General features: G+C 29.6%; 22 protein-coding genes and 1 tRNA gene. All 23 read right to left on the reverse strand.

Going from position 1 to position 25,577, the window contains the following annotated elements; translation table 11 throughout:
- Window position 1: 1 nt before the first annotated feature.
- Window positions 2-844 (reverse strand): CvfB family protein, encoded by an 843-nt coding sequence (locus tag C4Q29_RS01190; protein WP_103981000.1) that lies wholly within the window; start codon window positions 842-844, stop codon window positions 2-4.
- Entirely contained in the window at window positions 807-1,715 is a 909-nt protein-coding gene (locus C4Q29_RS01195; protein ID WP_103981001.1) for a YitT family protein, read from the reverse strand. Before C4Q29_RS01195 ends, C4Q29_RS01190 begins: the two co-directional genes overlap by 38 nt.
- 10 nt (window positions 1,716-1,725) lie before the next feature.
- Window positions 1,726-3,405, reverse strand: coding sequence for a ribonuclease J (locus C4Q29_RS01200; RefSeq protein ID WP_103981002.1), 1,680 nt, complete (start codon window positions 3,403-3,405; stop codon window positions 1,726-1,728).
- 20 nt (window positions 3,406-3,425) lie between these two features.
- On the reverse strand, window positions 3,426-3,665 hold the full coding sequence (locus C4Q29_RS01205) for a DUF1292 domain-containing protein (RefSeq protein WP_103981003.1): 240 nt from the start codon (window positions 3,663-3,665) through the stop codon (window positions 3,426-3,428).
- Between the two features lie 2 nt (window positions 3,666-3,667).
- Window positions 3,668-4,078, reverse strand: coding sequence for a Holliday junction resolvase RuvX (gene ruvX, locus C4Q29_RS01210; RefSeq protein WP_103981004.1), 411 nt, complete (start codon window positions 4,076-4,078; stop codon window positions 3,668-3,670).
- 44 nt (window positions 4,079-4,122) lie between these two features.
- On the reverse strand, window positions 4,123-4,392 hold the full coding sequence (locus C4Q29_RS01215; RefSeq protein ID WP_103981005.1) for an IreB family regulatory phosphoprotein: 270 nt from the start codon (window positions 4,390-4,392) through the stop codon (window positions 4,123-4,125).
- Between the two features lie 11 nt (window positions 4,393-4,403).
- A complete protein-coding gene (alaS, locus tag C4Q29_RS01220) occupies window positions 4,404-7,004 on the reverse strand; it encodes an alanine--tRNA ligase (RefSeq protein ID WP_103981006.1) in 2,601 nt (866 codons plus the stop codon).
- Between the two features lie 196 nt (window positions 7,005-7,200).
- Window positions 7,201-9,618, reverse strand: a complete 2,418-nt coding sequence (gene leuS, locus C4Q29_RS01225; protein WP_103981007.1) for a leucine--tRNA ligase — start codon at window positions 9,616-9,618, stop codon at window positions 7,201-7,203.
- A gap of 131 nt (window positions 9,619-9,749) precedes the next feature.
- Window positions 9,750-11,543 carry a hypothetical protein gene (locus C4Q29_RS01230; RefSeq protein WP_103981008.1) on the reverse strand — a complete coding sequence of 598 codons (1,794 nt, stop codon included), beginning with the start codon at window positions 11,541-11,543 and terminating at the stop codon, window positions 9,750-9,752.
- A gap of 15 nt (window positions 11,544-11,558) precedes the next feature.
- The gene (locus C4Q29_RS01235; RefSeq protein WP_103981009.1) at window positions 11,559-12,344 is read right to left on the reverse strand and encodes a hypothetical protein; all 786 of its coding nucleotides are present in this window, start codon (window positions 12,342-12,344) and stop codon (window positions 11,559-11,561) included.
- Window positions 12,345-12,470: 126 nt separating this feature from the next.
- A complete protein-coding gene (locus C4Q29_RS01240; protein ID WP_103981010.1) occupies window positions 12,471-13,352 on the reverse strand; it encodes a TraX family protein in 882 nt (293 codons plus the stop codon).
- Window positions 13,353-13,405: 53 nt separating this feature from the next.
- On the reverse strand, window positions 13,406-14,794 hold the full coding sequence (gene asnS, locus C4Q29_RS01245) for an asparagine--tRNA ligase (protein ID WP_103981011.1): 1,389 nt from the start codon (window positions 14,792-14,794) through the stop codon (window positions 13,406-13,408).
- A complete protein-coding gene (locus C4Q29_RS01250; protein ID WP_103981012.1) occupies window positions 14,784-16,121 on the reverse strand; it encodes a replication-associated recombination protein A in 1,338 nt (445 codons plus the stop codon). The genes asnS and C4Q29_RS01250 overlap by 11 nt, the downstream gene beginning before the upstream one ends.
- A gap of 44 nt (window positions 16,122-16,165) precedes the next feature.
- On the reverse strand, window positions 16,166-16,615 hold the full coding sequence (nrdR, locus tag C4Q29_RS01255) for a transcriptional regulator NrdR (protein ID WP_103981013.1): 450 nt from the start codon (window positions 16,613-16,615) through the stop codon (window positions 16,166-16,168).
- 10 nt (window positions 16,616-16,625) lie between these two features.
- The gene (gene ftsZ / locus C4Q29_RS01260; RefSeq protein ID WP_103981014.1) at window positions 16,626-17,681 is read right to left on the reverse strand and encodes a cell division protein FtsZ; all 1,056 of its coding nucleotides are present in this window, start codon (window positions 17,679-17,681) and stop codon (window positions 16,626-16,628) included.
- A 109-nt stretch (window positions 17,682-17,790) separates the two neighbouring features.
- Window positions 17,791-17,864, reverse strand: a tRNA-Arg gene (locus C4Q29_RS01265).
- A 4-nt stretch (window positions 17,865-17,868) separates the two neighbouring features.
- Window positions 17,869-19,059, reverse strand: a complete 1,191-nt coding sequence (locus tag C4Q29_RS01270; protein ID WP_103981015.1) for an FtsW/RodA/SpoVE family cell cycle protein — start codon at window positions 19,057-19,059, stop codon at window positions 17,869-17,871.
- Window positions 19,052-20,374, reverse strand: coding sequence for a UDP-N-acetylmuramoyl-L-alanine--D-glutamate ligase (murD, locus tag C4Q29_RS01275; RefSeq protein ID WP_103981016.1), 1,323 nt, complete (start codon window positions 20,372-20,374; stop codon window positions 19,052-19,054). The genes C4Q29_RS01270 and murD overlap by 8 nt, the downstream gene beginning before the upstream one ends.
- Before the next feature lie 12 nt (window positions 20,375-20,386).
- Window positions 20,387-21,337: a phospho-N-acetylmuramoyl-pentapeptide-transferase gene (gene mraY / locus C4Q29_RS01280; protein WP_103981017.1), complete on the reverse strand. Its 951-nt coding sequence runs from the start codon at window positions 21,335-21,337 to the stop codon at window positions 20,387-20,389.
- The gene (locus C4Q29_RS01285; RefSeq protein ID WP_103981018.1) at window positions 21,334-23,580 is read right to left on the reverse strand and encodes a peptidoglycan D,D-transpeptidase FtsI family protein; all 2,247 of its coding nucleotides are present in this window, start codon (window positions 23,578-23,580) and stop codon (window positions 21,334-21,336) included. Before C4Q29_RS01285 ends, mraY begins: the two co-directional genes overlap by 4 nt.
- Window positions 23,580-24,071 (reverse strand): FtsB/FtsL family cell division protein, encoded by a 492-nt coding sequence (locus C4Q29_RS01290; protein ID WP_103981019.1) that lies wholly within the window; start codon window positions 24,069-24,071, stop codon window positions 23,580-23,582. Before C4Q29_RS01290 ends, C4Q29_RS01285 begins: the two co-directional genes overlap by 1 nt.
- 24 nt (window positions 24,072-24,095) lie before the next feature.
- The gene (rsmH, locus tag C4Q29_RS01295; protein WP_103981101.1) at window positions 24,096-25,031 is read right to left on the reverse strand and encodes a 16S rRNA (cytosine(1402)-N(4))-methyltransferase RsmH; all 936 of its coding nucleotides are present in this window, start codon (window positions 25,029-25,031) and stop codon (window positions 24,096-24,098) included.
- A 16-nt stretch (window positions 25,032-25,047) separates the two neighbouring features.
- Window positions 25,048-25,479, reverse strand: a complete 432-nt coding sequence (gene mraZ / locus C4Q29_RS01300; protein WP_103981102.1) for a division/cell wall cluster transcriptional repressor MraZ — start codon at window positions 25,477-25,479, stop codon at window positions 25,048-25,050.
- Between the last annotated feature and the right edge of the window lie 98 nt (window positions 25,480-25,577).

The following is a 25,577-nucleotide window of genomic DNA, read 5'->3' on the forward strand; positions in this document are numbered from 1 at the left end:
CCTATTTAAGTAATTTTATACCGTCTTTAGTAATATTAATCTTTCTTTGTTTGTACAATCTTCCTATAGATCTCTTAAATTGAGACTTCGACATATTGAAGACTGATTTTATGAGCTTCGGATCACTCTTATCATTAACCTTTAAGTATCCACCGTTATCTGCTAAAGTCTTATAAATCAAATTAGCATCTTTATTTAGCTCCACATGGGCCCTATTATTGTAAGTAAGGTCAAGTTTACCATCTTCTTTGACTTTTTTAACCCTTAACCTTATACTATCTCCAACTTTAGGTACACCTGCTATTTCATCTTGGTGGAGCATCCCGTTATACTTACCTTCAACTAATATAAAGGCACCATAGGCTGAATCATAGGCATAAATAATGCCGTCTACCCAATCATCTTCTTTTATTTTTCCATCGTTAGCAAAATAATCATCTACCTTCATAGTAGCAGTTAATCTTTCAGATTTATCTATATATACACCAACAAGATGATAATCATATTTTTTTATCTGACCTACTTGTTCTTCAAAAGGTAATAAAAGATCTTTGTCTAATCCCCAATCAAGAAAAGCACCTATTTTCGTTGTATCTACCACTTGTAAAATTGCTAAGTCTCCTACTTCAGCCTTAGGTTTTTTACTAGTAGCTATAGGTCTATTTTGATTGTCTTTATATATAAATACTTCTAGGCTATCGCCCACTTCTTTATTTTTTCTTAAGTACTTTTTAGGTATTAAAACATCATCTTTATCGTCTGAGTCAATGGTTTCTCCTAAAAAAGCACCGATACTAGTAATTCTTTTAATTATTAGCGTTTGCGTTTTCCCTAATTTGTACATTATTTGCCGCCTCTCTTGAGAAACCATATCCGATAACTTCATTTATATTTGTTATATATACGAATGCGTCGTCATCTATACTATTAATATAATTTCTTATTTTAATATACTGTTTTGTATCAACTATAGATACTAGTACATTTTGTTCTTTTTTAGTATATCCACCTCTAGCATCGTAAAAAGTTGTTCCTCTATTAATTTCCTTGTGGATAAAATTATTAATATTTTCAATTTCCTTAGATACAATAACCATTTGAATTTTTGAGTTAAATCCAGCAATGGTATTATCTAGGACCCATGTTGTTATATATAGGGACATAAATGCATAAATACCAGACTGTAAACCAAAAGTAAAACCAGCTAAGGCTATTACAAATGCATCTACTATCAACATCCCTTTGCTAACTGATATTCCCATTTTAGATTCTAATATTTTAGCTAAAACGTCAGTTCCACCTGTTGATGCATTTTGTCTAAATACTATGGCTAGCCCCAGTCCTATTAGAACGGCACCCAAGATTAGATTTGCTAAATTATCACCTAAGATAGGTTCTTTAATTTCAATTAAGGCATCAAATATGGTCATAAAACCTGAATATGACCCCGCCCCTATAATAGTATATAATCCAAATTCTTTACCTATAACCATATATCCGACCAAGAGCAAAATAACATTCAATACACCCATTACCAAACCAATATTTAAATTAGGTATGTAATAATTAATTACTTGGGCAAAACCAGTAACTCCGCCAGCTGCAATTTTTAATGGTATATTAAAAAATATTGTACCTGTCGTCATTATAAATGTACCTACTAAAATATAGAATATGGATTCTATTCTTTTTCTATTTATTATAGATTCTTTCATCTATACCTCCTTATATTTCAGAGATCATTATTAATATTATAGGGTCTCTATTTAATTCCTTTCTTGTATATGATTTTAACCTATCAATTACTTGGCGTTTCATTTCTGCTACATCAGTAATCTTTTTATTGTTAATTTCATTTTTAAGTTTACCTAAAATTTTATAAGCTCCATCCATTAAATCTTGCGAATCTTTAACATAGACAAATCCTCTTGATAAAATTTGTGGATTGCCAACTATTTTTTTAGCTTTACTATCCCAAACCATTGAAGCTGTGATAATACCATCATCTGATAATTTCTGTCTATCCTTAAGAACAATATTACCTACGTCACCTATTCCTAAACCATCAACTAAAACTTTTCCTGCTGGTACCTTACCAACAATCTTTGCAGAATTATTAGTTAATTCTAAGACATCACCTAATTCTAATATAAAACAATCTTTTTCTTTAGCACCCATAGATACACAGAGTTCTTTGTGCATAATTTGGTGTCTAAGTTCACCATGTACCGGTATAAAGTATTTAGGTCTAACTAGAGCAAGCATTAGCTTTAACTCTTCCCTAGATGCGTGTCCTGAAACGTGAACATCTGCTAGGGCTGAGTAAACTGTTTTAACACCTAATTTTGCTAGATTGTTTATAACAGTTGAAACTGACTCTTCATTACCAGGGATTGGAGATGCAGAAATAATTACCGTATCACCTTTTTCTAATTTTAATTGTCTATGGTCTCCCCTAGCCATTCTAGTAAGAGCAGCCATTTGTTCACCCTGACTACCAGTAGTCAACATAACAATTTCATTATCCTTGAACTTATTAATCTTGCTAATATCTTGAATAGTGTCTTTTTTAACTCTTAAATATCCTAGTTCAACAGCTATCCCAATATTTCTTACCATTGACCTACCTGATATAAATATCTTTTTCTTATGATATTCAGCAGCGTCAAATACCTGTTGTACACGGTGCAAGTTTGATGCAAAAGTAGCTACACAAATTCGTCCTTCAGCTTCTGAAAAAACTTTCTTAAAAGTTTCTCTAATCGAGACTTCACTCATTGTATAACCAGATCTCTCAACATTAGTTGAATCACTTAACATAGCTAGTACACCTTGTCTACCAAGTTCACCAAGTCTTTGTAAGTCCATATGAACACCATCTATAGGTGTATAGTCAACCTTAAAGTCACCTGTGAAAAGTATAGTTCCAACTTCTGTATGAAGGGCTATAGCACAAGCTGCAGGAATAGAGTGGTTTACAGAAATAAATTCAACATCAACATCACCTAGCCTAATTGTTTGACCAGGAGATACGTTTTTTAACATGTTTGTTGGTAAACCATGTTCCTCTAATTTTCCTTGGATTAATCCATTTGTAAGTCTTGTACTATAAACTCTAGTATTTATCTTTTTTAATAAGTATGGAACAGCACCTATATGGTCCTCGTGTCCATGAGTTATCAATAATGCTTTTATTCTATCTTTATTTTCCTCTAAATAGGTGAAGTCTTGTATTACTATATCTACACCAGGCATTGAATCATCAGGGAAAGTTGTACCTGCATCTATAATGAATATTTGATTGTTGTATTCAACTGCGGTCATATTTTTCCCAATTTCACCAACACCACCTAAAGGAATAATTTTTATTGTTTGATTTTTTTTCTTTTTATAATATCTTGCCATATTTAACCTTTCAATCTAATTTAATCTTCTAAAAGTTCAGCATATACAGCAAGGATTTCATCTAGCTCTTTATCATCTTCTATAGGATAAAATACAGCTTCATCTCCTTCAGTTTCAATCTCAAAAATATATAATTCTTCTACTTCTTCATCTAGTAAAGCTGCATAATCTTTGTCATCTACTCCAAATGTGTCTAAAAGGAGTAGATTCAATGTTGTATCTCCATCAGTAATTTCAATATATTGATCTAAATTATCCATAATCACCTTGCGTCTAAATAAGATTGTAGTATAAAACAAGCTGCAATCTTATCTATATGCTCCTTTCTATTTTCTCTTCTAACTTTTTGTTTAATTAACACTTCTTCCGCTTCAAGAGTTGTAAGCCTTTCATCTTCATATATTATTTCATTGTCAATCTCTTTTTTCAATAAATCTACAAAACTCATAACTCTTTGAGCCTGTGGACCTTTACTACCATCCATATTGTATGGCATACCCACAATTATCTTATCTATGTTCTCTTCTTCTATTATCTTTTTTAACTTATCTATATCTTCTCTTACACTCGTTCTTTTTATAGTCACTAAACCATTAGCAAAAATCTTCATTGGATCAGAAATTGCTACTCCAATAGTTTTTTTTCCTAAATCTAAACCTAAAAACCTATCCATATTACCCCATAAAAGGGTAGAAAGATTTCTACCCTTGTTTTGTATTATTTAATATTATTTTTAACAAAATAAAACTCTAAGATATCCTCAAGTATATCATTTCTATCAATTTGTTTAATTTTCTTTCTAGCATCCTTATGACTTGTGATATAAGTAGGATCACCTGAAATAATATATCCAATAATTTGGCTTGCAGGATCATAGCCCTTTTCTTCTAGGGCAGTATAAACATCTTGCATTATGTTTATAAGTTTTGCTTCTTCTAAATTTTCCATACTAAACTTCATTGTTTCATCAAAATCTTTTTGCATAATGGTCTCCTATTTTATGAATTTATCTTTTCTTGAATAAAGTCTTCCAATTTTAACAAGGCTTCATCAAGTTTATCAACTTCTTTACCACCTGCTTGGGCAAAGTCTGGTCTTCCACCACCATTTCCACCTGTATATTGAGCAACAAATTTAACTAAATCACCAGCTTTAATATTTTTCTTTACCAAGGCTTTAGATACTGAACATACATATATAATTTTATCATCTACTACAGATGCAAATAAAGAAATATAATCACCGTCCTTAGCTTGAATTTTATCAGCCATATTTTTTAGGGATTGTCCATCAAGATCATTTAACTTAGCAATTATTGTCTTTACACCATCAATATCTTTTGCTTTTTCCACTAATGAATCTATTAATCCATTTTCAACAGATGATTTAAATGATTCAATTGTTTTCTTCAAGTCTTTTTCTTCTTGTAATATAGATGAAATCTTATCTTCTAATGAATCCTTTGGTGTTTTCAACAAGTGACTTATTTTATCTTCTTTTTCAATCATATGATTCATATAATCATAAACTTTAAAAGCTGTTATAGCTTCAATTCTACGAACACCAGCGGCTATACCAGATTCAGATAAAATTTTGAACATCATAATCTCACTAGTGTTATTTACATGAGTACCACCACATAATTCTGTAGAGTATCCTCCCATATCAACAACTCTTACTATGTCTTTATATTTGTCTTCAAATAGTCCAACTGCTCCAATTTCTTGTGACTCTTTTAAGGACATTTCATTAATATTTACCGGTAAATTATCATAAATAGATTTATTTACTAGTCTTTCAATTTCAATTAATTGGTCTTTTGTGATAGCTTCGTAATGGGTAAAGTCAAATCTAAGTCTTTCATCTGTAACTAGGGAACCTGCTTGGTTAATATGATTTCCAAGAACTGTTTTTAGAGCCTTATTTAATAAGTGAGTAGCAGAGTGATTTCTCTTGATATCTTCTCTTCTATCAACATCTATTTTAGCTTCTACTATATCACCCTTATTAAATTCACCATTTTCCACTTCTACAAAATGATAGAAAATATCATCAGCAGTCTTTTTAGTATTATAAACTCTTATAAGTCCATTATCAGATTTTAGATAACCAGTATCACCAATTTGACCACCAGATTCTGCATAAAATGGCGTTTTATCTAAAATTATTACAGCCTTGTCTGATTCAGATAAACTGTTACCGTCAAAGGATTCAATACCTATAATATCTGCCTTTATATCATTTTGATCATAACCTAAGAACTCTGTTTTTGGATAGCCTGATATTTCAAGTTTATCATCTTCCCATCCACCCTTAAATGAGGTGTGTTGTCTAGAACTTTCTTTTTGCTTGTTCATTGCTTCTTCAAAGTCTTTTTTATTTACAGTTAATGATTTTTCTTCCAAAATCTCTAAGGTTAAATCAAGTGGGAATCCATAAGTATCATATAGTTTGAAAGCATCCTCACCGTTTAATTCTTTAACATCTTCATCAAGATCAGAAATCATCTTATTTAAAATATCTAAACCTTGGTCTAATGTTTCTTGGAATTTCTTTTCTTCCCTATTTATTATCTTGAAAATTCTATCTTTGTCGTCTAATAATTCTGGATATTCTGTCTTATAAATTTCCATAACTATTTTAGATAGTTTTTCTAAGAATTGACCTTCAATATTTAATAATTTACCATGTCTGATAGCTCTTCTCATTAGTCTTCTTAGGACATATCCCCTTCCCTCATTTGAAGGTATAACACCATCATATATTAAGAAGGTCATAGCCTTTGTATGGTCCATAACTACTCTGAATGATTCATCATATTTCTCATCTGTTCCATATTTATGGCCTGATAAATCTTCAATAGCTGTCAACAAAGGTCTAAATGAGTCTAGTTCAAAAATATTTGCAGCATCTTCTACAATTAAAGCCAATCTTTCTAAGCCCATACCGGTATCAATATTTTTATGTTCTAATGGTTCATATTCACCATTAGCCTTTTTATTAAATTGTGTAAATACCAAGTTCCAGATTTCCAAGTATCTGTCTTCAGGGTCTGTGTATTCTTCACCTCTATCATACATAATTTCAGAACATGGTCCACATGGACCTTCTTCTAATTCCCAGAAGTTTTCATCTTTACCTAATCTTGAAATTTTAGAAGGATCTAGTCCTATTTCCTTGGCCCAAATGTTGTAGGCTTCATCATCATTTTCATATACTGTAACAGAAAGTTTATCCTTATCTAATTCAATAATTTCTGTTAAAAATCTCCAGGCCCATGTTATAGCTTCTTTTTTAAAATAATCTCCGAATGAAAAATTACCTAGCATTTCAAAGAAGGTAGCATGTCTATGGGTTTTTCCTACATTTTCTATATCAGCTGTACGTATACACTTTTGTGATGATGTTGCCCTATTCTTAGGAAACTTTTTAACTCCTGTAAAATAATCCTTAAGTGGAGCCATACCCGCGTTTATTAATAAAAGACTCTTATCATTATTTGGAATTAATGAATATGATTTAAGTCTTATATGGTCATTTTCATTTTCATAAAAGTCAAGAAAAGCTGTTCTTAACTCATTAAAATTCATTTTTTTCATTTACACCTCAATAATTTATGGTCAAGGTTTTTCTACCTATGTAATATTATATGTTTTAAAATCTAAACAGATCTGTAAACTCCTATTTAGCACAATAACCTATAATTAAATATATCAAATATTGAGCAATATTTAAAGTAAGCTTGATATTTAGAATGAATTAAAGGAGCTACTATTTACTAGCAACTCCTTTAGTCTATTTTACAACTATATTTAGTATTTTGCCTGGTACATATATTAATTTTACAATTTCTTTTCCTTCAATGAAACTATTTACATTTTCATCTTGTTTTGCCAGGTCTATAATTTTATCCTTATCTTCATTTACAGATACTTTCAATTTACCCCTCATTTTTCCATTAACTTGTACAGGTAAATCTATTTCATCAGCAACTAGTTTATTTTCATCATATGAAGGCCATATATTTTGATTTGCTAATTGTTCTGTATTTCCAATCTTTTCCCACATTTCTTCTGTAATGTGAGGTGCAAACGGATTTAATAAGATCAAATAAGTTTCTAGTTCTTTTCTAGTAACTTGATTTTTCTTAACAAAAGCATTTTGTAAAATCATTAATTGTGAAATAGCTGTATTGAATTTCATATTTTCAATATCATCGCTTACTTTTTTAATTGTTTGATTTATTAGAACTTCTAAGTCTTCAGAATAATGGCCACCATCAACTAAAATATCTAAAAGTCTCCATACCCTATCTAAATATTTTCTTATACCATTTACCCCTTCATCTGACCAAGCCACAGACTTGTCAAATTCAGAGATAAACATTTCATAAGTTCTTAAGGTATCAGCACCATAATTTGCAACTATATCATCTGGGTTTACAACATTCCCCCTTGATTTAGACATTTTTTCGTTATTTTCACCCAAAATCATACCATGTGAAGTACGTTTCATATATGGTTCTTTTGTTGATACAACTCCTATATCATACAAGAATTTATGCCAAAATCTTGAATATAGTAAGTGCAAGGTTGTATGTTCATTACCACCATTGTACCAGTCTACTGGTCCAAAGAAGGCTTCTTCTTCCTTGCCTACTAATGCTTCATCATTTTTAGGATCCATGTATCTTAAGTAGTACCATGATGATCCACCCCATTGTGGCATGGTGTCTGTTTCTCTCTCTGCTGGTTTACCACATATTGGACAAGTTGTCTTAACAAATTCTTCTATGTCAGCTAGAGGACTTGACCCATCACCACTTGGTTCATAATTTTCAACTTCTGGTAATTTAACTGGTAGGTCTTTTTCATCAACTGGTGTCCAACCATGGTCTTCACAATAAACCATAGGTATTGGTTCACCCCAATATCTTTGTCTAGAAAACACCCAGTCTCTTAGCTTATAATTTGTTTTTTTAGAAGCTAATCCTTCTTTTTCTAAGATTTGAATAATCTTTTCTTTAGCTTCATCAACCTTTAAACCATTTATTAATTTAGAATTAATAATTTCACCATTTTCAGTGTCAGTATAAGCCTCTTTGCTTACATCTCCACCTTTTACAACTTCTCTAATAGCTAAGTTAAACTTTTTAGCAAATTCATAGTCCCTAGTATCATGAGCTGGAACAGCCATTATAGCACCTGTACCATAGGTTATCATTACGTAATCTGATACCCATATAGGCATTTCTTCTTTAGATACAGGGTTTATAGCCTTAAGCCCTTTCAACTCAATACCAGTTTTATCCTTATTCATTTCAGTTCTCTCGAATTCGGACTTTTTATTTGCTGCATCTTTGTATGCTTTAACTTCTTCTAAGTTTTCAATCGAGTCTGCCAATTCATTTATAATTTCATGTTCTGGAGCTATTACCATATATGTAGCACCATAGATAGTATCTGGTCTAGTTGTATAAACTTTTAATTTGTTTTCTTTATCTTTGATTTGAAAATCTATTTCTGCACCGTGTGATCTTCCAATCCAATTTATTTGCTGTTGCTTTATATGGTCTAAGTAGTTTACAGTATCTAAATCATCAATAAGTCTATCTGCATATTCTGTAATCTTTAGCATCCATTGATTTCTTATCTTATGCTCTACTTCACTACCACATCTTTCACACTTACCACCAACAACTTCTTCATTGGCTAGACCAACCTTACATGATGGGCACCAGTTAATTGGAAATTCTTTTTTGTAAGCTAGCCCTTTTTTGAACATTTGTACAAATATCCATTGGGTCCACTTGTAATAATCTGGATCAGTAGTGTCAATCATCCTGTCCCAGTCAAAAGAAAATCCAATAGATTTTAATTGTCTAGTAAAATTAGCTATATTTTCTTCTGTAACAATCTTTGGATGAATCTTATTTTTAATAGCATAATTTTCAGCTGGCAGACCGAAGGCGTCAAAACCCATTGGATATAAAACAACCTGGTCTTGCATTCTTCTTTTTCTTGAAATTACATCTAAGGCTGTATATGACCTTGGGTGACCCACGTGCAAGCCTGCTCCTGAAGGATATGGGAATTCTACTAAGCCGTAAAATTTATCCTTACTCTTATCCATAACAGTTTTAAATGTTTTTTCCTTATCCCATATTTTTTGCCATTTTTTTTCAATCGCATTAGGATTATATCTTTCTACCATTTCAGTCTCCATTCTTAATTATTATAATAAACATAATACCATAAAATCATCTTTCTTGACGAATATATTATATAAATTAAAGAAACTGCCAGCAGGTAAAACCTATTAGCAGTTTCTTTTATACTTGTAAATTAATTTTCGTCTTGATTTATACTATCTATTAAATCTTCTAAGACTTTGTCTATGTTAATATTGTTTTCATCATAAATATTTTCTATAGAAGTTTTTTCATTTACCTTGTCTTCTATATCGGACTTAGCTTCTTTTGCCTTTTCTTTGGTTGTATTAAATGTTTCTTTACCTTTAGATAGGTAATCATGTACAGTCTTATTTTCTTTCTTCATTTTCCTTCTAGCTAAGAATATCAATACAATAAGTGCCAATAAAAGAATAAATAAAATAATAATAGATGATATCTTATACACTTCAATATTCAAATGAGCATTTATCCAATTATTATTTGTCGTAAATATATTTTCAACTTGTCTTGTCTCTGTAGCAAGTATAGGATATTTATATGAATATTCTATAGTGTTAAAATTAATATTTATCAAGCTAGAATCTTCCGAATAATTTATTAGGTCTTTGAAAAAGCCTAAGCTCTGAGACTCAACATTTGGATTTGTAGTAAATAATTTACTATTTATCTCTAAAAATTCATCTCCAGAATATTCTATTGTCAAATATGATTCATTATTTTTATATTTTATTCCTTTCTCATCTAAAAATGATATTAAAAAATCGTTTACTAATTCTTTATTGTAGTCGTTATCTTTACTTACAGTTAAACTCCTAGAAAGAGAATTCTTACTAATTTTGGTAACAATACTTAACTTATCAAATACTATAGGAAATTCTTCTTCTAACTTTACATATTCCAAATTATCTGAAGAAAGATATTTCTCTTCAATATTTGACTTATTCATATCTTTAATGTGTTTTTCAACACTCAAAGGATCTGCATAGTAGATAAATTCATAATTGGATTTTGAATTATTGTCTCCGGCTATAGTTTGTTCTATTTTAAAAACTTTAACTAATCTTCTTTTATCTAATGTACTATCTATTGATAGACTTACCTTATTTCCGAAAAGTTTTTCTAATACTTTTTCAATTTCTGATAAGTCTTTATTTTCTACATCAAACACTTCTATAGTTATATCATCATTTTTTATAGGTTCAATATTAGTAACTAGATTTTTATCAAATAATTTTTCCTTCCAATCAGACTTTAATTGTTCTAAATTTTTATTTTTAAAGGCAAGTCTGATTCTCATATTGTAATTATCAGACAAATTACTTTTAGAGATAGAAATCATATGTTGATATGGTCCAGTATATTCAATATTATTATAAGCAGCTCTTGTGTATGAATCTTTAACAATTTCCTCATCATTCACTGTTACATTTTTTTCTACACTCTTCCAAATATTAGAAATATCAGCTTCTTTAATAAGTCCTTCATCAACCAATTTTTGTTCTAAATATCCTAGCATGACTTTAATATCACTAGAATCTTCAAATTCTATACCCTTAGAAAATATTGCTTGACCATCAGAATATAAAAAATTTATTTCATCTTCAAAACTTTTACCACTTTTCTCATATAAGTTTTTAACAATAGTTTTATATTCACCTATATCATTAAATTCAAAAGATAAGTCAAAATTTAAAAGGTTTTCTTCTTCTTTTTTTATCTCATAGGTAAAAGGACTTTCAATATAATCGTTTAAAAACTTCTTTATAGAATCATTTCCACCATTTACTCTGTCTAAAGTTTCTTTGTCTAAGCTTATATTAATTATACGTTTACCTTTGAAGTTCCCATCAATATTCAAGTCATCTTTAGCTTGGATTCCACATGCTGTGAGCATAAAGCACGCCATCAAAATAAATAATAACTTAATTTTTTTATTTTTTAACATATTAGCGTCCTAAAATTAAAATCCATTGAATAAATTGTTTCTAAAACTATTATTGTAACTATTAATTTGGCTTGTAACTATAGCTCTAGATATACTTGCCATCAATAATATAAATACGAAAAGCATAATCGTAATAGCAACAGGATAAATCCAAAATGGTGATTTTTCTGATTTTCCAAGATGAACTACTAGTCCCATATATAGCGAGATTATGTAAACAAAAAATTGCAATATATAAAAAATTGGCATTAATTGAGGTATAATAATTCCTAATAATAATCCAGCTATAGCTAATATTGTTACTGGTAATAATGATATAGACACTAAAGATAATGAATCTTTGTATGAGTTGTTAGGTGTTTTTATTAATTTTGAAATAATCATTATTGTTAAAGTTAGTAAACCATAATAAATAAGGTGTATTGAAAATATTGGTAAAATCATTCTTAATGATAATTCTGATCTATCAAATAAATTCAATCCATCCATAAGAGATGTCAAACTATTAAATGATAAGAAAAATATCAACATTGAAACTAGAAGATGACTAGCAAATAAAGTAAGGCTAGTCTTAGCATCCAATCTTTTAGAAAAAGCACTTAATGGTTGTTTAGAGAACCATTTTTTAGTAATCACTAGGATATCAGCAAAAATATTAGAAAATTCTTTCTTATCTTCCTTCCCATTTGATTCATTATTATGTCCATTATCCGCTTCGATATTTAGTTGTTTTCTTTCTTCCCTAATATCTTCTTCTACAGACTTATTATTATCTTCATAATTATTTAATTTATCGCCCATACTTCCTCCATTTTTTTATTTGTTTTATATTAAATACCATATAAAGATTGGCTGTTACTTTCTTACAAAAATATAATATCATAAATAAGTATACAAAACTATTAATTTAGTTAAATAATTATTTCTTTACCTAATATTAGAAATTATTATAGTTAAAACTATTAATATTATCATGTGTACGGGATAAAAAATATAAAAGAAACTCTTTAATCCTCTACCCTTTTTCCCATTATAAAATAATAAAGATACTCCTGCTAAAACTACAAAAATTACATTTGTAATACTGTAAGAATACATAAAGTATCCCCATAAAGCAATAATTCCACTTTGTACATATTGGTTATTTCTAAAAGCAAATAGTAACATTATTAATAAAAGAACTGAAAACCCATAATTTCCAACCCTGTCTATATAATAGCTTAGACCAATTATAACTATGACAGCAAAAATACTCCTTATAGGATTAACTTCATTTTTCTTATTAATCTCGTCTAACATGTATATAACTATTAATGATAATCCAAATTCATAAAAGATATTTAAATCTGTAGGATTAAATATATAAGTTCCCTTATATATTATATTTAAAGATGCAAGTATCCATGCAAAGCTTACTATAAATAAGTCTTTAGTAAATTTTCTTTTTGTTATAAACAGAAAATAACTTACAATAATTAATCCTGTAAATATTAGATTTTCATAGTGGTAGCTAAATATGTTTATAGGTTGATACTCATAAAAGCTTTGATTAAATAGTAAAGAAAATGGAATCTGGGAAATAATAGCTCCCAGATGTATTCTAGAAATATATTTGCTTATATTCCTTGTTTTACCATATGATACCACTAGAAAATATGCAAATATAGGCAAAGAAACTCTCCCCATAGAGCGCATTAAAGACAGGATTTCATTAGAGAGTATTCCATTATTACTAATTTGGAAGCTAGCTGCTAAATGGTCTATAAACATAAAAATAGTAGCTATTAATTTATATGTAAAAGTTGACATAATTCTCCTATATAAAAATAGTTGGGTCTCCCCAACTATTTAACTATAATTTATTATTTGTGATTTTTCATTGATCCTACAGTTCTTGGATAAGGTATAACATCCCTGATATTTTTCATACCAGTCATATACATAACCATTCTTTCAAAACCTAGTCCATAACCACCGTGGGCTACACCACCAAATCTTCTTAGGTTTGTATACCATTGATAATCTTCTTTGTTAATTCCTTTTTCTTCCATTAACATTTCTAAAGTTTCAGGATCATTCTCTCTTTCAGACCCACCAATTAATTCTCCAACTCCTGGAACTAATAAGTCCATAGCTGCAACGGTCTTTTTATCATCATTAAGCTTCATATAGAATGATTTTATATCTTTAGGATAATCAGTAACAAAAACAGGTCCCTTGAATACTTCTTCTGATAAGTATCTTTCATGTTCTGTTTGTAAGTCTACTCCCCATTCTACAGGATATTCAAACTTTTTATCTGACTTTTCTAAAATGTCGATAGCTTCAGTATAAGTAATTCTCTTAAATTCTGATTTTACTAAATTAGTTAATTTATCAATAATACCTTTTTCTACAAATTGGTTAAATAATTTCATTTCTTCTGGTAAAGTTTCTAGAACGTGATTAATTATATATTTAACCATATCTTCAGCTAAATCCATAACTTGTGGTAATTCTGCAAAAGCTATTTCAGGCTCAATCATCCAGAATTCAGCAGCATGTCTCGGAGTATTGGAGTTTTCAGCCCTAAAGGTTGGACCAAAGGTATAAACCTTTGAGTATGTCATAACGAAACTTTCAACTTCAAGTTGACCAGATACTGTCAAGTTAGATTCCGCCCCAAAGAAATCTTTAGTTAGATCTACTTTTCCTTGGTCATCTTTTGGTAAATCATTTAAATCTAAATTAGTTATTCTAAACATTTCACCTGCGCCTTCAGCATCTGAAGCAGTGATTATAGGAGTATGGATGTATACAAAACCTCTTTCATTGAAAAACTTATGTATGGCAAATGCTAACTCACTTCTTACTCTGAACACCGCATTAAATGCGTTTGTCCTTGATCTTAAAGAAGGCATAGTTCTTAAAAATTCAAATGTTTGCCTCTTATTTTGAAGAGGGTAATCACTTGCTGACTCATTTAAAATCTTTACTTCTTTTGCTTGAACTTCAAAATCTTGTTTAGCATTTTCAGGCTCTACTAAAATCCCACTTACCTCAATGGCAGAGTATAAACCTAAGTGAAATATTTCATTAAAATTTTCAATACTAGAATCAACAACTACTTGAACATTATTAAAGAATGTTCCATCATTTATTTCTAAAAATCCAATATTTTTAGATTGTCTAGACTTTTTAATCCATCCATGTATTATTATTTCTTGACCTACAAAATCCTTGTAGCTCTTAAATAAGTCTTTAATTTCCATCTCTTCTCCTTTTTTTTATATCATTTAATCTTGAATTTAACTCTTTTTCAACTCCTGTATCTTTTTTATTATACAAGATTAAGTCTTTTATGTCATCAGGTAAATAAGTTTGGTCAACATATGAATCTTCATAATTGTGAGGATATAGATAACCTATACCATTATCTAATTTATCTGCATCCTTATAATGACTATCCCTTAAATGATTTGGAATAGCATAATTTTTATTTTCGTTGACAAATGACATGGCTTTATTTATAGCCATGTAAGCTGAGTTAGATTTTGGAGCTAGAGCCATATATAAAACAGCATTAGCAAGTATAATCCTAGCTTCGGGCATACCGACTACATTAATTGATTGGAAAGCAGAATTAGCAATATTCATAGCATTTGGATCTGCTAGCCCAATATCTTCAGATGCAAATATTATTATTCTTCTAGCTATAAACTTAATATCCTCACCGGCTGTTAACATTTTTGCTAAATAGTAAATTGAAGCATCAGGATCAGAACCTCTCATAGATTTAATAAAGGCAGATATAGTATCATAGTGCAAGTCACCTGACTTATCATAGATAGCGGCTTTTTTAATAATACTATTTTTAATGTCATCTAAGTCAATGCTTATATTATCATTATCATCACTTGATAATACTGCTATCTCTAAACTATTTAGTAAATTTCTGCCATCTCCATTACTAGTTCTAATTAAATACTCTATTGCATCTTCACTTATACTTACATTTAAATTACCAAAGCCATTTTCTGTATTTTTTAGAGTTTTTTCTATCAAGCTTCTCAATTCCTTATCTGTAAAACTTTTTAATGTTAAAACTTGAGATCTTGAAATTAAAGCCTTATTGACTTCAAAATATGGGTTTTCAGTAGTAGCCCCTATCAAAATAATTAATCCACTTTCTACATGGGGCAATAAAGTATCCTGTTGTGCTTTATTGAACCTATGTATTTCATCTATAAATAATAAGGTTCTAATAGAATACATAGACAGGTTTTCTTCAGCCTTACTTATGACCTCTTTTATATCTTTAACTCCAGAAGAAGTGGCAGATAACTCTACAAAATTCATCTTGCTAGCTTTGGCTATTATATAAGCTAGGGTAGTCTTTCCAGTCCCAGGTGGTCCATAAAAAATCATAGAAGATATTCTATCAGCTTTTATCATCCTATATAAAGGTTTATCTTTCCCAACTAAGTGTTCTTGCCCAATATAATCATCTAAAGAATCAGGTCTAAGTCTAGCCGCTAGAGGTTTGAAGTGATTTAATTGTTTTTCCTTGTTCATTGAGAAAAAATCTAAATTATCCATATTTATCCTTTATAAAAAATAAATGCCTTCGAGAAGGCATTTATCTAGTCTTTTAAGTTTTCTACTTCATCTGCAAATGATTGTACATCTTCGAATTCACGATATACAGAAGCAAATCTAATATAGGCAACTTTGTCTATGCCTTTTAATCTATCCATAACTAATTCACCTATATAAGCTGATGTTACTTCCTTTTGATTTAAATGATTTATTTCTTTTTCAATTTCATCTACAGCATTTTCTAAAGTTTCTAATTTTACTGGTCTTTTTTCAGCTGCTCTTATCAAACTATTTAAGACTTTACTACGTTGAAAAGCTTCTCTAGTATCATCTTTTTTAATAACAACTAAAGTTTGTCCTTCAACCCTTTCATAAGTTGTAAAGCGCTTACCACAAGATAAGCAAGACCTTCTTCGTCTAATTGATTCATTGTTATCAGTTGGTCTAGTGTCTATGACTTTTGAGTCATGAAAATTACAGTAAGGACACTTCATTTTAATAATCCTATCTTAAAAAATCAGGTATTACAAACTCTTGATTGTCGTCTGATTTTGAAGAATTATTTTGAACTTGTTTATTGTTGTTTGATGAAGATACAATACGTCTGTTGTCAAAACCTGTACCAATAACTGTAACTTTAATCTCGTCTTTTAGGCTATCATCTGTACCAGCACCAAATATAATATTAGCATCTTGGTCAATTTGATTTCTAATTAATTCTGAAGCTTCATTTACTTCAAATAATCCTAAGTCTGTACCTGTGATATTAATCAATACAGCCTTAGCACCATCAATTGAAGTTTCTAATAATGGTGATTTAATTGCAGCCTTAGCAGCTTCAACAGCTCTATTTTCACCTGAAGCATATCCTATACCCATGTGAGCAACACCTTGGTCTTTCATAACTGATTCAACGTCAGCAAAGTCAAGGTTAATCATGTTTGGTACAGCAATCAAGTCTGAAATACCTTTAACACCATCTAAAATAACCTTGTCAGCCATTTTAAATGCATCAATCATGGTTGTTCTCTTTTCTGATATTTGTAATAGTCTATCATTAGGAACAACAATTAATGTATCAACGTTATTTTTTAACTTTTCGATACCGATTTCTGCTTGTTTTTGTCTAGTACGTCCTTCAAATAAGAATGGTTTTGTTACAACTGCAACTGTAAGTATTCCTAATTCTTTAGCTACTTGAGCTATGATAGGTGCAGCACCAGTACCTGTACCGCCTCCCATACCTGCTGTAACGAATACCATATCAGCACCTTCAAGCATATTTGATATTTCTGTTTTACTTTCTTCAGCGGCTTTTTCACCGACTTCTGGATTACCACCAGAACCTAATCCTCTTGTGATTTTAGTTCCAATTTGTAAAACTTCATCTGAGTTTATAGCATCTAAAATTTGTTTGTCTGTATTTACAGCTATAAATTCAACACCTGTTAACCCTTCTTCCTTCATTCTGCTGATGGCGTTGTTTCCACCACCACCAACTCCAATTACTTTGATTTTTGCAAGACCCATGTTGTCTACTTCCATATCAAAATTGCTCATATATCCCTCCGATTGTAAATTTAAAATATATCCTTAACTATTTTGTAACACTTTAATATATTATATCAAAGACTTATAATTTTTAAAACTTTTATGTAGTTTTTATTAATGGCGAGCATTAGAGGAATCGAACCCCTGTCTTAGCATTCGGACTGCCCTATTTTTCCATTAAACTAAATGCTCTATATTATTTCTTAACTTTTGTTCTTCTCTTATTTTCATTATTATATCTTGAAACATTTAAAACCACACCAAACATAAAACAAAAAGCTACTAAAGAAGTACCTCCATTTGATACCATAGGTAAGTTAATACCTGTGTTTGGTATAAGTGATAAAGAGACACCTATGTTAATAAAAGATTGGAACATATATATCATTCCAATACCAAATACTAAAAACTTAGCAAATAGATCTTTACTCTTAAGTGCTGTCTTTATTATTAAATAGGTTAGTGTACATACTAAGATAATAAATAATAATGATCCAATAAAACCAAATTCTTCTCCTATAACAGAAAAAATCATATCATTACTTACTTCATCAGATAAATAACCGTATTTGTATATTGATTTTCCATATCCTTGTCCTATTAGGCCTCCTCTACTTACTGCAAATAAGCCATTTAAGACTTGCCAAGTTTGATTTTTATAATCAGCCTCAGGATTTAAAAAACCAGTTATTCTTGCGATTTGATAATCCTTCAAGCCAAAAACCATTAAAATTAATAGAAGCAGTCCTCCTGCTATTAAAATTGGCATAAATTTAGAATCAAATCCTCCAATTAAATATAATAATGATAAGCTTGCAAAAACAACGATTGACGTTGATAAGTCAGTTTGTAAGGCAATAAGTAGGAAAGGTATCATTATTATCAAGACTGGATAGAAAAAGCCTTCCATAAAATTATGCATTTTCTTTCTATTATCAATTAAATACTTAGCTAAAAAAATTACAGATGTAAATTTTGCTAAATCAGAAGGCATAAATGTAATCCCTAAATTTATACTTCTTCTTGCACCTTTTTCAAAATTTCCTATCCCAGGCAAATATACCATCACCAATAGAATGATTCCTAAGATATATAGAATCTTCGCATGATCTTTGTAAAACCTGTAAGATAAATTAGAACTCACAAGCATTATTAGAAAACCTAAAATTAAAAATATAGCTTGTTTTCTTACATAATAAAATGTAGATGTATTATATTTAATAGTTAAATATGAAGATGCACTAAATAACACCAATAAACCTACAAATGATAAGGTTATAATAGATATAAATAGATATATATTAAATTGATTGTTTTTTTCCGGATATTTAAAATACTTATCGATATAAGTTCTAGATATACCTTTTTTTCTTTTATTTCTATTCATAACTTTTTACTAGATTTCTAAAATCGTCTCCCCTTATTTCATAACTCTTGTACATATCCCAAGATGCACATGCAGGCGATAATAGCACAATATCATCTTTTACAGCATTTTTATAGGCTAATTCTACAGCTTCAGTCATATCTTTAACTATATTTATATTTTCAATTCCATATTTAATTGCTGTATCTTGGATTTGCTTTGCTGTTTGACCCATTAAAATAAGTTCTTTTATTTTATCTGGATTATTAAATAAGTCATCAAAACTTACGCCCTTATCATAACCTCCTGCAATAAGAATAATATTCTTATCAAAGGAATCTAGGGCAACCTTAGTAGAATCTACATTTGTTCCTTTAGAGTCATTATAATACTTAACTCCATTTATATCAGATATAAATTCTAACCTGTGTTTGATTGGTTTAAATGTATCCAAAGCATTTCTTATATCTTCTTGACTTATAGCTAATTCTTCTGCTACTAATATAGCAGCCAAAACATTAGATATATTGTGTCTTCCTACAAGCTGCATATTATTTTTATTATATCTTAAAGTTGGACTCACAAGATATTCATTTTCTAAATAAGCATCAGCTTTCCCTTTTACAGAAAAATAATCAATTCGTTTTACTTTCAAGTCTTTTAAGTAATCATCATCCTTATTTACTATGAGAAGGTCTGTGTCTTTCATATTTTTCATAATATTTAACTTACTATTTAAATATTCAGTAAAGTTACCATGCCAATCTAAGTGGTCAGGACTTATATTGGTTATAACAGAAATTTTAGACCTAAAATCTCTAGTGCTAGCTAATTGAAAACTAGACAATTCTAAAACATATATGGTATCGGCATCAGACTTTTCCATCTCTGATAAAAGTCCTACACCTATATTTCCCACTATTTTCACTTTCTTCCCTGCACTTTTTAGTATGTGACCAATCAGTGATGTAACAGTAGTTTTACCGTTTGTTCCTGTAATAGATATGAAATTATCTCCTCCATATATACGGTAAGCGAGTTCTATTTCAGATATTACTTCTATATTATTCTCCAAAGCCAACTCTATAAATTGGTTGTCTAATCTTATACCTGGAGATTTTATAAGTAAGCTTATTTCATCCCAATTTATATCTACATCCTCATGTATTATTTCAAAATTATAATCAGATATTGAAAAAACATCGTTTTTTAGTTCTTCATATGGCCTATCATCATAAATATATACCTTAGCCCCTAAATTTGATAAGGCTTTTATTACAGATTTACCTGTAATTCCTAGGCCAAAAACTATAATTTTTTTATCTTTTACTTGCATAAAAACCTTACCCTATCTAATAATTAAAATTGTAAATAGTGTTAAAATCACACTTGCAGTTGTGAAGGCTGCTACAATTTTTGTTTCCTTGTAACCTCTTAATTCAAAATGGTGATGAATTGGAGCCATTAAGAATACTCTCTTTTGATATTTTTTATAGTATATAGTCTGTATAAGAACTGACACAGCTTCCAATAAATATATGCCTCCTATAAATATCAAATATATAGGTTTATTTATTGAAATTAACATAGCCACAATTGCACCTCCTATAGCCATAGAACCTGTATCGCCCATAAATATTGAAGCAGGATTTGAATTAAATACTAAAAATCCAATTAAAGCTCCAGCGAATATTATGGCACTTGTAGCTACGTCCGCCTTTGTATCTTTTGCTAAATAAGCTATACCTAAAAAAACAGGTATTGAAACTGATGATAATAAACCATCTAAACCATCTGTAAGATTGGTAGCATTTGTGGTTCCAACAACTATAAACATTAAAATAGGTATTATAAATATACCTACATTTAGATCTATATTTAATAAAGGTATATTCACCATTGATATATCAATATCTAATAAGAAATATTGTAAAATTAAAAGTATAAAAGCAACTCCAAATTGTAATACTAGTTTTTGTTTTTCGTTTAAACCTAGATTCTCTCCTTTAGCTATCTTTGCGTAATCGTCTATAAATCCTATTAATCCATATGCTAATGTATAGAGTACTATAAATAGAATATTTACATTAAACTTTATAAATAAAATACATGATAATAAGAAAACTAAGGTAAATGCTGCCCCACCCATTGTTGGTGTTCCCGATTTTTTATAATGGTCTTTGTTTCCTTCTTCCCTGATTGGTTGACCATATTTTTTCTTCTTTAAAAATGGAATTAAAGCTGCTGTTGCTAATATCGTCAATGTTATTGCTAAAATAAAAATTAGAACATTATTCATTTTTTCTCCTTTGCTGTAATTACTAGCTTACTTCCTTTATTAAGTACTTCACCTGAATTAACAGATTGACTTTCAATATACTTGTTTTTATTTTTAAGTTCATATTCTATATTATTATTCTCTAATAAATTTAGAGCTTCATCAATATCCATATTTATTAAATTAGGAACTTGTATATCTCCTTCTGACTTAAGTTCAATAACAGAGTCTTTTTCAATCATATTTCCTTTTGTAGGATATTGATCTGAAACAATATGATAATCACCAACATTGCTATCTGTAAATAAGTCTAATCCCATTTTATCCAATTCTTCTTTAACTTCCGCTATAGTTTTACCAATTAAATCTGGAATTTTTACTATGTCAGATTTGCTGATATCTTTGCTAGAATTAGATTTTATTGCTATGATTTTATCCATGATTTCTTTAGCCATATCTATAGTTAAACTATGGGTATCATTTGTTAAAGGTTCATCTACAATTAATAATAAACTTATTTCAGGATTTTCCGCTGGATAAGTGACATATAAAGAACCTATATTATTATAAAATTGATCGCTTTTATCAAATATAGACTCTTCTTGATATTTTACAGTAGTTCCTGTTTTTGCACCAAATTGTTTTGTATCAGTATTCATTCCAAAGCTATCTGCTGTATATTTTAAATATTCATTCATCTCTTTAGAAGTATTTTCAGAAATAGTTCTATTTTTGTACTCATCTTTATTTTCGTATAAAACTTTTCCTTCTTTATCCAATACAGCTTGCCCAATATGTGGTTGATAGTATTTACCACCATTTACTACTGAATTCAAAGCTGAAATTAATTGTATAGGATTTGTATTAACATAATGTCCATAAGATAAAGTACCAAAATCGACATCACTAATTTCGGCGTTTTTAGGAAAGTTACCTTCTACCTCATTTGGCAAATCTATTCCAGACTTTTCTCCAAATCTAAAACCTTTTGAATATTTTACAAAGTTTTCTTTACCTATATCTTTAGCAACTTGTACAAATACAGGATTTGAAGAGTTTTTAAATGCTTCTCTTAAGTTTTGTGGACCATGAGGATCCCAATATCTCCATGATCTTATCACAACCCCTGGCGCTAATTGATAAAATCCATTATCTTCATAAACCTTGTTAGCTATATCTGAATTAGTTTCTAATGCCAAAGCTGCTGTTATAGTTTTAAAAGTTGACCCTGGCTCATATTGATTTGATACAGCCCTATTGTTCCATTTACTTAATAGATAATCACCTTCACTAACCTTAATGTTTTTTAAAAACATGTTATCTATTTCAGAATCTAATTTTCTAGGATTATTTGCATCAAAACTTGGTAATGATTCTATAGCTAATATTTCTCCATTATTCGGATTAGAAAGTATTGCCGTAATATACATAGGCTTAAATTTGTACATAACTTTAGTAAGTTGGTCATGCACTATTTTTTGATATTCAATATCTATGCTTGTTCTTAAATCATTTGATTCTTCCGCTTCTACATCTTTATCCTTTGTATAAGGGATTTCTGTTCCCCTTAGGGCTTTAAAGAACTCTCTATACCCTTCTTTACCAGATAGTATTTCATCATAATATTTTTCTAAACCGTAATTAGCTTTTCCATCTTGGTCAATAAAACCAAGAGTGTTTGAGAGAACTTCATGATTAGGATAATATCTATCATCTTGTTTAAGATAAATTAAATATGGAAGATCTAATAATTGTAATTGTTCTTTTTGGAATTTATTAAGAGATTTATATATAAAATCTTCCTTATTGTTTTTTATAAAATCATAAATATAAGCCTCATCAACTTCAAGAATACTTGCTATTTTTGAAATTTCTTCATCTTTATAAACTGCTAATGAAGCAGTATTCAAAAGTTTATCCTTTTCTTCTTGACTCAACTTATCAAAGTAGGCCTTATTATTTATAGCATTAGTTGCTTTTTGACTTTCTTCTTCAGAAACCACATTAAGCATATATAAGCTTTCAACCTTTTGACTAAGTGCTAAGGGCTTACCATTTCTGTCAAATATATTTCCTCTATCAGGTTTAATTGCTCTACCTACTAAAGATACATTATTACCTTTTTCTTTATAATTATTTTTATCTAATATTTGTAAAGAAAATAATCTTATTGTATATGTTATAAGTAAAAAAGCTAAAAACAAAAGAACAAGAAATATCTTTTCATTTGTTTTTAGCTTTTTATTTTTTTGTTTATTTTTCATTATTCACCACTACCAAAAATCTTGCCAAGTGTTGACATTACAGATTTATTTTTATTGTTTTCTGCTGTCTTGATTTCATTATTCTTTTCTTTTGCTAATTTAATCTTATCCGAATTTTCTAAGGCTACATAGCTATCTTTATTTGGGTAGTCCATTCCTAATCTGGATTTAGCAACTTTTTCTATCCTTGATGGAGAGTTAGTTGTCATAGCTATACTTTCTACATTATTCAATTCAGTTTTCAAGCCTTCTATTTCTTCTTTCAATATTAAGTTATTTGAAGACATTTTAACCATATTTGAGTATGAGGACGCCAATAAAATAATAGCAAATATTGCACCTAAAATATTTATTTTAATTAAATTAGTTTTTAACTTGTAAGAATTAACTTTTATCTTATTTTTGCTTTTAGATTTTACTCTTCTTTTAGCAGTGGAAGATAAAGCACCTGTAAAGTTATTATTTAATTCAATTTGTCTTATATCTTCCATTTTAACCTCTTAATAAATTATATTTTAAACTCTTTCTGCTACTCTTAATTTTGCAGACCTTGACCTATTGTTCTTTTCTAATTCTTCTTTAGATGCAACAATTGGTTTTCTTGTAATCACTTTTATTTTCTCTGTTTTTTCATGTGCTTGTATAGGAATTTCTGGTGGATATTCGAACGTCTGAGCTAATTCTTTGAAATTAGTTTTAACTATTCGATCTTCTAGTGAATGGAAAGTAATAATTACCAGTCTTCCACCTACTTTTAACCTATCAACTGCTGAATGTATTCCTGTTTCTAATACATCCAACTCCTTATTTACTTCAATTCTAATAGCTTGGAAAGTTTTCTTAGCTGGATGCTTGCTATTCATCCTTACTTTTTTAGGAATAGCAGCCTTAATAATGTCAACAAGTTCAAAGGTTGTTTCAATTTCCTTTTCCTCTCTTGCCTTAACTATAAATTCAGCTATTCTCATTCCCCATTTTTCTTCACCATAGTTCCAAAGAATAGTTTCTAATTCTTCTTGACTATAGGTATTAACAACATCCTTAGCTGTTAATTCTTGGTCACTATCCATTCTCATATCTAGCGGAGCATCTTGATGGTATGAAAATCCTCTATTCCCCTCATCTAATTGGTGAGAAGAAACCCCTATATCCATTAAAACTCCATCTACTTTATCAATATTTAATTCATCTAATATCTTTCCTAAATAGGCATAGTTACATTTAATGAAATATACTTGATCTTTATAATCTTTAAGTCTTTCAGTAGCAGCCATTAATGCATTAGCATCTTGGTCTATAGCAACTAAACGACCATCTTTGCCCACTCTTTTTAAAATTTCTATTGAATGGCCTGCTCCACCTACGGTGCAATCAACATATATTCCATTTTCTTTAATATTTAACGCCTCAATTGTTTCTGCTAACAATACAGGTTCATGTTGAAATTTCATATCAGCCATCTACTTTCTATATTCCTAAATCTTCAAAATCTTCAAATATGTTGTCATAATCCATATCTTCAGACTTCATATATTCTTCATATCTATCTGTATCCCATATTTCAATTCTTGAAGAAACACCAATTATGGTAGCTTCCTTTGAAATATCTGCATATTCTCTTAAATTTTGTGGTATAACAAATCTTCCTTGTTTATCAAATTCCATTTCTCTTGCAGGTGCGTAGAAGATTCTTTCAAATTGTCTTGCTTTTTTAGAAGTCAGTCTTAATTGTTTAGTTTTTTCTTCTAAGCGGTGCCATTCATTTTCATCATAGACAAAAACGCAACCTTCCATTCCCTTGGTCACGTAAAACTTTTCACCAAGCTCTTCTCTAAATTTAGAAGGCATGATTACTCTTCCCTTATTGTCTATTGAATGATTGTATTCACCTATAAACATAATTCCACCACTTTCTTCCACTAACACACCACTGTGTTACCACTTGCTTTTATTCTATACTAATATTTTGAAATTTACAAGCTCAAACTTGAGAATTC

The organism is Helcococcus massiliensis (genome assembly GCF_900258485.1).
Classification (GTDB): Bacteria; Bacillota; Clostridia; order Tissierellales; family Peptoniphilaceae; genus Helcococcus; species Helcococcus massiliensis.